Raw genomic sequence first — 13609 nt, 5'->3', positions numbered from 1 at the left:
GACGCTCTGCCTCCGCTCGGCAGAGCGAGGGGGGAAACCGCCGGGGGGAGCGGTGATGACAATTCGCGTTGTTCTGCACAGGGCCGGGATTTCGCTGGTCCGCCGGATCGCCGTACTGCTGGTTCTCGTGCTGGTCGTGAGTGGGTGCGACCGGGACGCGCCCCTGCTCGCGGTGAAGGCCGTCGCCGCGGGCGTTCCATCGCTCGCGCCCTTCTTCGACGAGGGCCAGAAGCTGGGCCAGGACGCCGAGGTCCGCTCGCAGCCGGTACACGGGAGCCTGCAGCAGGGCGACACGCCCGGGCTGTACGGCGGCACGAAGCAGCCGACGATCTGTGACGTCCAGCGACTGAAAGAATTCCTCACGGATCCCGGGAACGAGCGCAAGGCACGGGCATGGGCCGGCGTTTTCAACATCACCACGGCCGAGATCCCGGGTTTCCTGGACCGGCTCACTCCGGTGTTGTTGCGTCACGACACTCTCGTGAAGAACCACGACTACAAGAAGGAAAAGGCCGTTCCTTTCGACTCCCTGCTGCAGGCGGGAATCGCGGTTCTCGTGGATGAACAGGGAATTCCGACTGTGAAGTGCTCGTGCGGAAATCCCCTGCTCCCCTTCGAGGGGGACACCAGCCGGATTTCTGTCGAGTTCGACAACGGGAACAAGAAGTGGCGGGGGTACGAGCGCGCTTCGGTGGTCGCGGTGCGCCCCGCCGCACGGCAGCTGGACCGGATCGCGCTCGTCGACGTGGACGAGCCGGACCGCGGCATCAGCAGGCCGGTTGGCACGACGGGCGAGAAGGACTCCGCGTTCGACACCCGGGAGAGGCGTGCGGTGCCGAACCTGGCCGGGGAGACGTTCGGGCAGGCGAGCCAGAAGCTCGCCGACAAGGGTCTGGCCGTCGGGTACGACGCGAAGAGGCCGCCGCCGCACGACGCTCGGGTCACGGCGTCCGACCCCCCGGCCGGTACCGAGCTGCGGTTCGGGGAGTACGTGACGCTCAGCGTGGCCGACGGTACGAGCGGTGGGGCGACGCCGCCGACCACCACTCCGGCGGCCACTCCCCCGGCCTCCGGATCGTCGGGGCCGACGCGGTCCCCTTCCACACCACCTCCTTCGGCATCCGGATCACCCAGCTCGAAACCCTCGTCCGGCCCACCCGCGTCGAGCTCGCGGCCCGCCTCGACCCCACCCGCCGGCTCCGCACCACCCCCGTCGAGTCCGGCACCGCCCACGCCGAGTTCGCCCCCGCAGAGCAGCGGCGCACCTCCGGCGAGCGCCCCCGCCACGAGCGAGCCGCCGGCCACGACCAGCGCCCCCGCCACAAGCGAACCCGCGAGCACCGCGCCGGCCACGAGCGCCCCGGCGACCGGTGAACCCGCCACGACCGCACCGGCACAGACGACACAATCGGCACAACCGACACAACCGACAGCGACGACGTAGCCGTAGAGCCGTAGCACCCCCGCAGAACCCGGGAGTCACCGGATGCCTTCAGGATCACCGACGTCGGGAGTGGGCCGGGTCATCGCCGGCCGCTATCTGCTGCTGAACCGGCTGGGCAGCGGCGGCATGGGCCATGTGTGGCTCGCCCACGACCAGAGACTCGCCTGCGAGGTCGCGCTCAAGGAGATCGTCTTCCGCGATCCGGCCGAGGCCGACGAACGGGACGCCCGGGTCGCGCGGGCCCGCGCGGAGGCGCGGCACGCTGCGGGGCTGCGCGGGCATCCGCACGTGGTGACGGTGCACGACGTGCTGGAGCACGACGGGCTGCCATGGATCGTCATGGAGTACGTGGCGGGCGCGGTCGACCTGCGCGAGCTGGTCGCCCGGCGCGGGCCGCTCGCCCCGGCCGAGTGCGCGCGGATCGGTCTGGCCGTCCTCGACGCGCTCACCGCGGGGCACGAGCGGGGCATCATGCACCGGGACGTGAAACCGGCCAACATCCTGCTCGCGCCGGACCGCGCCGGGTCGCCGTACGGACGCGTCCTGCTCACCGACTACGGGATCTCCGTGCAGCCGGACGCCGGGGAGACGCGGTACACGCTGGCCTCCGTGCTGGTGGGCACGGCCGGCTATCTGGCGCCGGAGCGCGCCACGGGCGGGAAGCCCACGCCGGCGGCCGATCTGTTCTCCCTCGGCTGCACGCTGTACCACGCCGTCGAGGGGCACGGCCCCTTCGAACGGGCGTCGCACCTCGCGGAGATCACCGCGGTGGTCATGGAGGAGCCGCGCCCGCCGGTGCGCGCGGGCGCGCTGGAGCCCGTCCTGCGGGCGTTCCTCGCCAAGGATCCGGGGCAGCGTCCGGCCGCGGCGACGGCCGAGGCCGCCCTGTCGCAGATCATGACGCCCCAGGTCGACGCACAGGCGCGGACCCGGACCGACCCGGGTTCCCAGCCGCACTGGGGCACCGCACCCGGGGGTTCGCCTGCTGCCGGTCCCGCATCCGCGATTCCGCAGGGTTTCGGTCCCCCGGCCACGGGTTCGCATGAGCTCGGTCCCGTGCTCTTCGCCCCGTCCCCGTCCGTCAGGCGCAGGCGCCCCCGCCGCCGGGTCCGCCATGCCGTCCTTTCCGGCCTCCTCGGGCTGGCGCTGGCCCTTGGCGGCGTCTGGTACGCCATGGCCCAGCGGACGGGCGACGACGGCGGGGCGGGGAAACCGTACGGGGACACCGTGGGGCTGTCGGCTCCGCTCAAGGACGGCGACTGTGTCCTCGCGGACTGGCCGGGAGGCGTGCGCTACTCCGGCACCCCCCGGCTGACCCTCGACCCCAGCTGCGCGGACAAGGCGCCCGACGGGCAGGTGATGGCGTTCGTCGATGCCGCGTCCGCCGACGAGGCGCGCAGGCTGGGGCCGACCCGCTGCGAGGAGCGCACGCGGGAGATCCGCGACCGGCTCGCGGACGTTCGCAGCTACGCCGTCCTGCCGGCCGAGGACGGCTTCGAGACCGCCGGGCGACGCAGCGCCTGTCTGCTGCTGGGGGCGCACGGGCCCGTGTACGGACCGCTCGGCACCCACCGCAAGGTCGGTTCGGCGTTCACCGACACCTCGAACATGCAGAAACGGGACTGTCTGAGGACCCCCACCAACCGGGAGGCCCGGCTGTCCTCGTGCGAGGGCTCGTACGACGAGCTGGTGATCGGCTTCACCCGGCTGGGCGCCGACGTCACTCTGACCGAGGCGCGCACCGATTCGGACGCGGCCTGCGCGCGAGAGCTGCCGCCGGGCGACTACGGCTTCGACCCCTCGCTCTACGAGTCGGGCTCCTGGACGAGCGAAGGACCGTGGAAGTCCGGAACGCATTACGTCGTGTGCACCGTCCGGAAGCAGAACGGGGGCACCATGGAGGGGGACGAACCATGAGGAGGGTGTTGCGATGCCCGGTTCTACGAAGGCCATGGGGGCGATCACCGTCGGCGGTCTCGTCGTCGTGACGGCGTACACGGTGGCGCTCGGCAGCAATGGCTGGCTGTGGTTCGGCTGGGTCGTGCTGGGTCTGATCACCCTCGGGATGGTCGCCACGAAGAGCACATGACCCTCAGCCTCCCGTGAGCCGCGCCGCGGAGTGCACCCCCGGCTGGTACTTCGGCAGCCGGGCGGTGACCTTCATGCCCGCTCCGACGGCGGTCTCGATGACGAGCCCGTAGTCGTCGCCGTACACCTGGCGGAGCCGGTCGTCGACGTTGGACAGGCCGATGCCGCCGGAGGGGCTGACCTCGCCGGCGAGGATGCGGCGCAGCAGCACGGGGTCCATGCCGGCGCCGTCGTCCTCGATGACCACCAGCGCCTCCGCGCCCGCGTCCTGCGCGGTGATGTGGATGTGGCACTTTTCGGTCTTGCCCTCCAGGCCGTGCTTGACTGCGTTCTCGACGAGCGGCTGGAGGCAGAGGAAGGGCAGCGCGACGGGCAGGACCTCGGGGGCGATCTGCAGGGTGACGGAGAGGCGGTCACCGAAGCGGGCCCGTACCAGCGCCAAGTAGTGGTCGATGGCGTGGAGTTCGTCGGCCAGGGTGGTGAAGTCGCCGTGCCTGCGGAAGGAGTAGCGGGTGAAGTCGGCGAACTCCAGGAGCAGTTCGCGGGCGCGCTCGGGGTCGGTGCGGACGAACGAGGCGATCACCGCGAGGGAGTTGAAGATGAAGTGCGGGGAGATCTGGGCCCGCAACACCTTGATCTCCGCCTCGATGAGCCGCGTCCGGGACTGGTCGAGGTCCGCCAGCTCCAGCTGGACGCTCACCCAGCGGGCCACCTCGCCGGCCGCCCGGACCAGCACGGCGGACTCGCGTGGCGCGCAGGCGACGAGCGCGCCGTGCACCCGGTCGTCGACGGTGAGCGGGGCGACGACCACCCAGCGCACCGGGCAGTCGGGGGCCTGGCAGGTCAGCGGGAAGGCCTCGCCCCGGCCGGACTCCAGCGGGCTGGTGAGGAGTTCCATGATCTCGGTACGGTGATGGGCGCCCACGCCGTCCCAGACCAGCACCTGTTGACGGTCCGTCAGGCACAGTGCGTCCGTGCCGAGCAGCGTGCGCAGTCTGCGCGCCGACTTGCGTGCGGTCTCCTCCGTCAGCCCGGCCCGCAGCGGGGGCGCGGCCAGGGAGGCGGTGTGCAGGGTCTGGAAGGTGGCGTGCTCGACGGGGGTGCCGAGGCCGCCGAGGCTCTGGGGACGGGCCGTGCGGCGGCCGAGCCAGAAGCCGGCGGCCAGCAGTGGGAGGACGGCGACGCAGAGGCCCGCCAGGAAACCGCTCATCCCTTCACCTCCACCCGCAGCTCCTCCGGCAGATGGAACCGCGCCAGGATCGCGGCCGTGCCCGCCGGTACCCGGCCGGGGGTCGCCAGGGACACCAGCACCATGGTCAGGAAGCCCAGCGGCACCGACCAGAGCGCGGGCCAGGCGAGCAGGGCGTGCAGCGGGCCGGTGCCCGGGAAGCCCGCCATCGTCGCGGCGACGGCCACGAACGCGGATCCGCCGCCCACCAGCATGCCCGCGGCCGCGCCCGGCGGGGTCAGCCGCCGCCACCAGATGCCCAGGACGAGCAGCGGGCAGAACGACGACGCCGAGACGGCGAAGGCGAGTCCGACGGCGTCGGCGACCGGCAGGCCGCCGACCAGCACGCTCGCCGCCAGTGGGACGAGCATGGACAGGCCGGTGCCGAGCCGGAAGTGCCGTACCCCGCGCGAGGGGAGGACGTCCTGTGTGAGCACGCCCGCCACGGCCATGGTCAGGCCGGACGCCGTGGACAGGAACGCGGCGAACGCGCCCCCGGCGACCAGCGCCCCCAGCAGGTCGCCGCCCAGACCGCCGATCATGCGGTCCGGCAGCAGCAGGACGGCGGCGTCCGCGTCACCGGTGATCGCGAGTTCCGGGGCGTACAGGCGGGCGAGCGCGCCGTAGACGGGCGGCAGCAGGTAGAAGCCGCCGATCAGGGCGAGGACGGCCACGGTGGTGCGGCGGGCGGCGACGCCGTGGGGGCTGGTGTAGAAGCGGACGACGACGTGCGGCAGGCCCATGGTGCCGAGGAAGGTGGCGAGGATCAGCCCGTACGTGGCGTACAGCGGGCGTTCCTCGCGGCCCGCGGCGAGCGAGGTCGACATGCCGCCGTTGCTGCCGCGGTCGGCCGTGGGGACGGGGTCGCCCTTGTCGAAGGTGAGGCGGGTGCCCGCCTCGATGTGGTGGGTGCCCGCGGGGAGCTCGAGGGCCGCGTCGTCGTGCGCGCGGCCGTCGACCGTGCCGGTCACAAGCACCGCAAGAGGCCGGTCGAGCTTCAGGTCGAGCGTGTCGTCGACGCGCACGACCCGCTGTTCGCGGAAGGTCGCCGGCTCGTCGAAGGCGTGCCGGGGTGCCCCGTCGCCCTGCCAGGCGAGGACCAGGAAGAGGACGGGCACGAGCAGGGCGGTGAGTTTCAGCCAGTACTGGAAGGCCTGCACGAAGGTGATGCTGCGCATGCCGCCCGCCGCGACGGTCGCGGTGACGACGGCGGCGACGATCAGTCCGCCCAGCGAGCCGGGCGCGCCCGTGAGGACCGTCAGCGTCAGCCCCGCGCCCTGGAGCTGGGGCAGCAGGTACAGCCAGCCGATCCCCACGACGAAGGCCCCCGCCAGCCGCCGCACCACGTGGGAGGCGAGCCGCGCCTCGGCGAAGTCGGGCAGCGTGTAGGCGCCGGAGCGGCGCAGCGGGGCGGCGACGAACAGCAGCAGCACGAGGTATCCGGCGGTGTAGCCGACCGGATACCAGAGCATGTCGGGCCCCTGGACGAGTACCAGACCCGCGATGCCCAGGAAGGAGGCCGCGGAGAGGTACTCGCCGCTGATGGCGGCCGCGTTGAGGCGGGGGCCGACGGTGCGGGAGGCGACGTAGAAGTCGGATGTCGTGCGGGATATGCGCAGGCCGAAGGCGCCGACGAGGACGGTCGCCACGACGACGAGGGCGACGGCGGGGACGGCATAGCCGGAGTTCATCGGTCCTCGACGAGGCGCACGAAGTCCCGTTCGTTGCGCTCGGCGCGCCGTACGTACCAGCGGGCGAGCAGGACCAGGGGGAGGTAGAGGCAGAAGCCGAGCACCGCCCACTCCAGGCGGTGGGCGTCCGGCATCGCCGCGAACAGCAGCGGGAGCGGTCCGACGAGCAGCCCGAGGACGGCGAACACGGTCAGCGCGGCGCGCAGTTGGGTGCGCATCAGGGAGCGGACGTAGGTGTGGCCGAGGGTGGTCTGCTCGTCGATCTCGGTGCGGGGCCGGTAGTAGCCGGAGGTGTGGCGGGTGCGGCGGGGCGGGCCGGTGACGACGACGCGGCGTTCGCTGGGGTCCTGGGGCACGGTCACGGCCTCCTCATCAGCAGGTCCCGCAGCTCGCGGGCGTGACGTCGGCTGACCTGGAGCTCCTCGCCGCCGACCAGGACGCTCACGGTGCCCGCGTCCAGGCGGAGCTCGCCGACGTGGCGCAGGGCGACGAGGTGGCGGCGGTGGATGCGCACGAAGCCGCGGGAGCGCCAGCGTTCCTCCAGCGTGGACAGCGGGATGCGGACGAGGTGACTGCCCCTGCCGGTGTGCAGCCGGGCGTAGTCGCCCTGGGCCTCGACATGCGTGATGTCGTCGACGGCGACGAACCGGGTCACGCCGCCGAGCTCGACGGGTATGTGGTCGGGGTCGGGTTCGTGCACGGGTATTCGCGGGGCCGTGTCGCGCGGCTCGGCGGCGCGCTGCTCGACGACGCGGCGGACCGCCTCCGCGAGCCGTTCCTTGCGGACCGGTTTGAGCACGTAGTCGACGGCCTTGAGGTCGAAGGCCTGCACGGCGAAGTCCTCGTGCGCGGTGACGAACACGACCAGCGGCGGCTTGGCGAACCCGGTCAGCAGCCGGGCCAGGTCGAGGCCGTCCAGGCCGGGCATGTTGATGTCGAGGAAGACGACGTCGATGGCCTCCGGCCCGTCCGGGCCCGACTCCAGCGCGCGGTTGATGCGGCGCAGCGCCTCGGTCGCGTCCCCGGCGCCCTCCACGCTGCCGATGCGGGGATCCGCGTTCAGCAGGTACAGCAGTTCCTCGAGCGAGGGGCGTTCGTCGTCGACAGCCAGGGCGCGCAGCATGAACGGGAGTGTAGGAGCAATGGGTACGCCAGGACACGTGCCCGGCGTGGACGTTCGCGCTGGATACGGTGGGGCTGCCCCGCTGGATACAGTGCCGCCATGAACAGCAGGCCCGGCCCCTTCGACGAGCTCGACCGGAAGATCATCACCGCTCTGATGGCGAACGCCAGGACGAGCTTCGCCGAGATCGGCGCGGCGATCGGCCTTTCGTCGACGGCGGTCAAACGCCGGGTGGACCGGCTGCGGGACACCGGCGTGATCACCGGGTTCACGGCCACGGTGAAGCCGTCCGCGCTGGGCTGGCGGACGGAGGCGTACGTCGAGGTGTACTGCGAGGGCGCGGCCCCGCCCCGGCGGCTCGCGGAGGTCGTCCGCAACCATCCGGAGATCACCGCGGCGATGACGGTGACGGGCGGCGCGGACGCGCTGCTGCATGTGCGGGCCAGGGACGTCGAGCACTTCGAGGAGGTGCTGGAACGCATCCGCGCCGAGCCGTTCATCCGCAAGACGATCAGTGTGATGGTGCTGTCCCACCTGCTGCCGGAGAGCCCGGAGGCCGGTGCGAGCCAGCCCGCGCCGGAGTAAACCTCCGGGCACGCAGCAGACCTGCGTTTTCCGGGGAAACAACGCAGCATCCCTGCGCAGACACGCAGTCTTCATTCCTTGTCGTTCGTATCCGCCACTTCCTACCTTGGTGTCAACCCTCAGTCGACACCGCAGGAAAAGCGGAGGAACCCCTCTGTGTCCGACAGCCGTGTGCAGCTTCCCCGGCGCTTTCTGGTCTGCGAACCCAGACACTTCGCCGTGCAGTACGCGATCAATCCCTGGATGCATCCCGACACCCGTGTGGACGTGGATCTGGCCCAGGAGCAGTGGCAGGCGCTGATCGGCGCCTACCGTGCCCACGGCCACACCGTCGAGTCCGTGGAGCCGGTCCCCGGTCTCCCCGACATGGTCTTCGCCGCGAACTCGGCGGTCGTCGTCGGCGGCCGCGTTCTCGGCTCCCTGTTCCACGCGCCCGAGCGCCGCCCCGAGTCCCTCCACTACGAGACGTGGTTCAAGGCGGCGGGCTACGACGTCCACCGGCCCGAGTCCGTCTGCGAGGGCGAGGGCGACCTCGTCTGGACGGGCCGGTTCGTGCTGGCCGGCACCGGATTCCGGACGACCCGCGAGGCGCACCGGGAGGCGCAGGAGTTCCTCGGCCACCCGGTGATCGGCCTGACGCTGGTGGACCCGTACTTCTACCACCTGGACACGGCGCTGTTCGTCCTCGACGACGACAACATCGTGTACCACCCGGAGGCGTTCTCGCCGGGCAGCCGCGAGGTGCTCGCGCGTCTGTACCCGGACGCGGTCCTGGCGACCCGGGAGGACGCGATGGCGTGGGGCCTCAACTCCGTGTCCGACGGACGTCATGTCTTCATCGCGCCGCAGGCCGAGGCGCTCGCCGCGCGCCTCGACGACCGCGGCTACGTCCCCGTCCCCGTCGACCTCTCCGAGTTCCACAAGGCCGGCGGTGGCATCAAGTGCTGCACCCAGGAGATCCGTTCATGACCGCACCCGTGCGTACGCGTTCGTCCGACGACCTCATCCGCGCCGAGGAGCCGGTCCTCGCGCACAACTACCACCCGCTGCCGGTGGTCGTCGCCCGCGCCGAGGGCACGTGGGTGGAGGACGTCGAGGGCCGCCGCTACCTCGACATGCTGGCCGGCTACTCGGCCCTCAACTTCGGCCACCGTCACCCCGCCCTGATCGAGGCGGCCCACCGCCAGCTCGACCGGCTCACCCTCACCTCGCGCGCGTTCCACAACGACAGGCTCGCCGAATTCGCCGAACGGCTGGCGGAGCTGACGGGCCTGGACATGGTGCTCCCCATGAACACGGGCGCGGAGGCGGTGGAGAGCGGCATCAAGGTGGCCCGCAAGTGGGCCTACGACGTCAAGGGCGTCCCGGCCGACCGGGCCACGATCGTGGTCGCGGCGGAGAACTTCCACGGCCGTACGACGACGATCGTCAGCTTCTCGACCGACGAGACTGCCCGCTCGGGCTTCGGCCCCTTCACCCCCGGTTTCAGGATCGTCCCCTACAACGACCTGCCCGCGCTGGAGGCGGCGGTCGACGAGACGACGGCGGCAGTGCTGATCGAGCCGATCCAGGGCGAGGCGGGCGTCATCATCCCGGATCAGGGCTACCTGGCCGGCGTGCGCGAGCTGACCCGCCGCAAGGGCTGCCTGCTCATCGCGGACGAGATCCAGTCGGGTCTGGGCCGCACGGGCCGTACGCTCGCCGTCGAGCACGAGGGCGTCGTCCCGGACGTCCTGCTGCTGGGCAAGGCCCTGGGCGGCGGCATCGTGCCGGTGTCGGCGGTGGTGGCCCGCCGGGAGGTGCTGGGCGTGCTGCACCCGGGCGAGCACGGGTCCACGTTCGGCGGCAATCCGCTGGCCGCGGCGGTCGGCACGGCCGTGGTCGAGCTGCTGGAGACGGGCGACTTCCAGCGCCGGGCCGCCGAGCTGGGCGTGGTGCTGCGGGGCGGTCTGTCGGGGCTGGTGGGCAAGGGCGTCGTCGGCTTCCGCGCGCGCGGGCTGTGGGCGGGCGTCGACATCGACCCCGCCCTCGGCACCGGCCGCGAGGTGAGCGAGCGCCTCATGCGGGAGGGAATCCTGGTCAAGGACACCCACGGCTCCACGATCCGGCTGGCGCCGCCACTGACGATCACCGGCGAGGAGCTCGCGTCGGCGCTGGACGCGCTGGAGAAGGTGCTGACGACGGGAGCCTGAGACCGACGGGCGAAGGAGCGGGCGCCGACCACTCGGCGCCCGCTCCCTTTTCCGACCACCGGCGCCCGGGCCGCTCCCCGGCAGCGCTGTCGGCGAGATGCCGCCGACAACCGCTCGGCGGGACGGCGCCAAGGCCGCCTCGCCGCCCGGCCCGGCCGACTCAAGACACCCGCCCGACACCACCCGCGCCCCAGCCGCGCACCCGCACCGACAGCGCCGGACGCCGCAGCGGCCAGGGAAAGCAGATCGCCGCGCCGGGCGCCCACTCCCCTTTCCGACCACCCGCGCCCGGCCCGCACCCCGGCAGCGCTGTCGGCGAGATGCCGCCGACAACCGCTCGGCGGGACGGCGCCAAGGCCGCCTCGCCGCCCGGCCCGGCCGACTCAAGACACCCGCCCGACACCACCCGCGCCCCAGCCGCGCACCCGCACCGACAGCGCCGGACGCCGCAGCGGCCAGGGAAAGCAGATCGCCGCGCCGGGCGCCCACTCCCCTTTCCGACCACCCGCGCCCGGCCCGCACCCCGGCAGCGCTGTCGGCGAGATGCCGCCGACAACCGCTCGGCGGGACGGCGCCAAGGCCGCCTCGCCGCCCGGCCCGGCCGACTCAAGACACCTGCTCCACACCACCTACGCCCCAGCCGCGCACCCGCACCGACAGCGTCGGACGCCGCAGCGGCCAGGGAACGCACATCGCCGCGCCGGACACCCCTCGTCGCACCCCCAGGTGTGCACGGAGGGTGAAGACGGGGACAAGAGGTGGTAGACCACTCTCAGCGACAGAGAGGTCGGCCGTGGGCGCATACGAGGAGTACGACGCGGTCCGCCGGCGGTTCGACGTGGCGGGATCCGCAGCCCTGCTGCTCGACGGGCGGGGCGTGGTGACGAGCTGGACCCGGGACGCACAGCGGCTGCTGGGGTACACCGCCGCCGAGGCTGTGGGCACGCCGTTCGCCGGGCTGCTGACCGCCGAGGACGCCGGACGGGTCCCCGGCATGGTCGAGCGCTGTCACCGCGGCGGCGGATGGTCCGGGTTGATCGAGGCCCGGCGCAAGGACGGACAGCCGGTCGGGGTCACCGTCCGGATCTCCCCCGTGGAAGAGCCCGGCGGGCCCTCGTCGGCGATGGTGCTGATGTCGGAGATCGCCGAGGCGGCCGACTGGGACATGAGCCGCACCGTGCTGGAGCAGATGGTCGGCCGGTCACCGATCGGCATAGCGGTCGTCGACGCCGACCTGCGCTTCGTGTGGTCGAACGCGGCCCTCGCCGAGTTCGGCGGCGGCCCGCCCACGCAGCGGCTCGGGCTGCGCCTCGCCGACATCCAGCCGGGCCTGGACGCCGAGTCGATCGAGGCGCAGATGCGGCGGGTGCTGGCGACCGGGGATCCGGTGGTCGGGTACGAGCATGTGGGGCATCTACGGTCCACGCCGCACCGGGAGACGGCGCACATGATGTCGTTCACCCGGCTCGACGACGAGCGGGGCCACCCGATGGGCGTGTACTACACCGTCGTCGACATCACCGAGCGGCACCGCGCCCGCCGGCGGCTGGCGCTGCTCGACCGCGCGGGCGAGCACATCGGCCGCAGCCTGGACATCGAGCGGACGGCGCAGGAACTGGCGGACGTGGCCGTGCCCGGGTTCGCCGACTTCGTCGCCGTGGACCTCCTGGAGTCGGTGCTGCGGGGAGCGGAACCCGCGCAGGGACCGCCGGCCGGCACGGATCCGGTGACGCTCCGGCGAGCGGGGTACCGGGCGGGGCACGAGGTCGCGCCGGAGGCCGTCCCGCGCATCGGTGACGTGGCCCGCTACGGCTCCGGCTCGCCGCCGATCCGCTCACTGACCACGGGGCGCTCCTGGCGCGAGGAGCGGCTCGACCCACTCGCCGGGGAGTGGGCGTCGGCCCTGTCCGGCGGGCGGCAGGCCACCTTCGATGAGCTGGGGCTGCTCAGCGCGCTCATCGTGCCGGTGCGGGCGCGGGGCGCCACTCTGGGTGTCGCCACGTTCTTGCGGCGCGAGCACCGGGAGCCGTTCGACGAGGACGACCTGAGTCTGGCCGAGGACCTCGTCTCACGGGCGGCGGTGTGCGTGGACAACGCCCGCCGCTACACCCGCGAACGCGACGCGGCGCTCGTGCTGCAGCGCAACCTGCTGCCCCACCGGCTGCCCGAGCAGGCCGCGGTGGAGGTGGCCGCCTGCTACCGGCCCGCCGACGAGCTGACCGGTCTCGGCGGCGACTGGTACGACCTCGTCCCGCTGTCCGGCGCCCGTGTGGCCCTCGTGGTGGGCGAGGTGCCCGGGCACGGCATCGGCGCCGCCGCCGCGATGGGGCGGCTGCGGACGGCCGTACGGACGCTCGCCGCCCTCGATCTGCCGCCCCACGAGGTGCTCGCCCATCTCGACGACCTGGTCGCGCGGACGGCGGACGAGGAGGGCCTGGACCCCGGGGACAGCGCGCAGGCCGTGGGCTCGGGTTGCGTGTACGTCGTCTACGACCCCGTCGAGGGGCGGTGCGCGATGGCCGCCGCGGGGCATCCCGCGCCCGCCGTCGTCCTGCCCGACGGCACGGTTATGTTCGTCGAACTGCCCCAGGGGCCGCCGCTCGGTGCGGGCGGCCCGCCGTTCGAGTCGGTCGAACTGCTTCTCGCCGAGGGCAGCACGCTCGCGCTGCACACCGACGGTCTGCTGGTCCGGGGCGAGGAGTGGGCGCTGGACACGGACCGGGAGCGGCTGCGCCTCGCCCTGGAGCGGCAGGCGTCCTCGCTCGATCTGCGCTGCCGGACGGTCGTCGACGCGCTGGTGCCGAGCCGTCCGCACGACGACGTGGTGCTGCTGATGGCCCTCACCAGGCGCCTCGATGCCGGGCAGGTGGCCGTCTGGGACCTGCCCGCGGACCCGGCAGTCGTCGCCGACGCCCGCAAGGCCGCCAGCCGGCAGCTGGCGGAGTGGGACCTGGAGGAGCTGGCGTTCACGACGGAGCTCGTCGTCAGCGAACTGGTCACCAACGCCATCCGGCACGCCACCGGGCCCATCCGGCTCCGCCTGATCCAGGAGCGCACCCTGATCTGCGAGGTCTTCGACGGGGGCGCCACCGCGCCACATCTGCGCCACCCCCGGACGACGGACGAGGGCGGGCGCGGGCTGTTGCTGGTCTCCCAGTTCACGCAACGGTGGGGGACCCGTTTCCTCCCCGACGGGAAGGTCATCTGGGCCGAGCAGTCGCTCATGGGTCCACCGGGGTGAAGTAGCGGGCCCGCGGA

General features: G+C 72.8%; 11 protein-coding genes. 7 read left to right on the top strand and 4 right to left on the bottom strand.

The window, feature by feature from the left end:
• Positions 1 to 55 precede the first annotated feature (55 nt).
• Genes ABZO29_RS38770 through ABZO29_RS38760 form a run of 3 tightly spaced genes read left to right on the top strand, consistent with a single transcriptional unit; the run spans position 56 to position 3533 of the window.
• Complete coding sequence (locus ABZO29_RS38770; RefSeq protein ID WP_367324864.1) at positions 56 to 1444, top strand: DUF6777 domain-containing protein; 1389 nt, start codon at positions 56 to 58, stop codon at positions 1442 to 1444.
• A 42-nt stretch (positions 1445 to 1486) separates the two neighbouring features.
• Positions 1487 to 3361 carry a protein kinase gene (locus ABZO29_RS38765; RefSeq protein WP_367324863.1) on the top strand — a complete coding sequence of 625 codons (1875 nt, stop codon included), beginning with the start codon at positions 1487 to 1489 and terminating at the stop codon, positions 3359 to 3361.
• A 13-nt stretch (positions 3362 to 3374) separates the two neighbouring features.
• Complete coding sequence (locus ABZO29_RS38760; protein ID WP_367324862.1) at positions 3375 to 3533, top strand: hypothetical protein; 159 nt, start codon at positions 3375 to 3377, stop codon at positions 3531 to 3533.
• Positions 3534 to 3536: 3 nt separating this feature from the next.
• Here ABZO29_RS38760 and ABZO29_RS38755 read toward each other — a convergent pair whose 3' ends face one another.
• From ABZO29_RS38755 to ABZO29_RS38740, 4 genes are read right to left on the bottom strand one after another with little or no spacing between them, the layout of a single operon-like run.
• The gene (locus ABZO29_RS38755; protein ID WP_367324861.1) at positions 3537 to 4742 is read right to left on the bottom strand and encodes a sensor histidine kinase; all 1206 of its coding nucleotides are present in this window, start codon (positions 4740 to 4742) and stop codon (positions 3537 to 3539) included.
• A complete protein-coding gene (locus ABZO29_RS38750) occupies positions 4739 to 6451 on the bottom strand; it encodes a cation acetate symporter (RefSeq protein WP_367324860.1) in 1713 nt (570 codons plus the stop codon). Before ABZO29_RS38750 ends, ABZO29_RS38755 begins: the two co-directional genes overlap by 4 nt.
• Positions 6448 to 6807: a hypothetical protein gene (locus ABZO29_RS38745; RefSeq protein ID WP_367326360.1), complete on the bottom strand. Its 360-nt coding sequence runs from the start codon at positions 6805 to 6807 to the stop codon at positions 6448 to 6450. The genes ABZO29_RS38750 and ABZO29_RS38745 overlap by 4 nt, the downstream gene beginning before the upstream one ends.
• A 2-nt stretch (positions 6808 to 6809) precedes the next feature.
• On the bottom strand, positions 6810 to 7574 hold the full coding sequence (locus tag ABZO29_RS38740; protein WP_367324859.1) for a LytR/AlgR family response regulator transcription factor: 765 nt from the start codon (positions 7572 to 7574) through the stop codon (positions 6810 to 6812).
• 99 nt (positions 7575 to 7673) lie between these two features.
• Between ABZO29_RS38740 and ABZO29_RS38735 the strand changes: the two genes are divergently transcribed.
• From ABZO29_RS38735 to ABZO29_RS38720, 4 genes are all read left to right on the top strand, one after another.
• Positions 7674 to 8159 carry an Lrp/AsnC family transcriptional regulator gene (locus ABZO29_RS38735; protein ID WP_367324858.1) on the top strand — a complete coding sequence of 162 codons (486 nt, stop codon included), beginning with the start codon at positions 7674 to 7676 and terminating at the stop codon, positions 8157 to 8159.
• A gap of 156 nt (positions 8160 to 8315) precedes the next feature.
• A complete protein-coding gene (gene ddaH / locus ABZO29_RS38730; protein ID WP_367324857.1) occupies positions 8316 to 9128 on the top strand; it encodes a dimethylargininase in 813 nt (270 codons plus the stop codon).
• Entirely contained in the window at positions 9125 to 10351 is a 1227-nt protein-coding gene (rocD, locus tag ABZO29_RS38725; RefSeq protein ID WP_367324856.1) for an ornithine--oxo-acid transaminase, read from the top strand. The genes ddaH and rocD overlap by 4 nt, the downstream gene beginning before the upstream one ends.
• Positions 10352 to 11144: 793 nt before the next feature.
• Entirely contained in the window at positions 11145 to 13592 is a 2448-nt protein-coding gene (locus ABZO29_RS38720) for a SpoIIE family protein phosphatase (RefSeq protein ID WP_367324855.1), read from the top strand.
• Positions 13593 to 13609 lie beyond the last annotated feature (17 nt).

Source organism: Streptomyces sp. HUAS ZL42, assembly GCF_040782645.1.
Lineage (GTDB): Bacteria > Actinomycetota > Actinomycetes > Streptomycetales > Streptomycetaceae > Streptomyces.
This window is presented reverse-complemented; position numbering and strand designations above follow the sequence as displayed.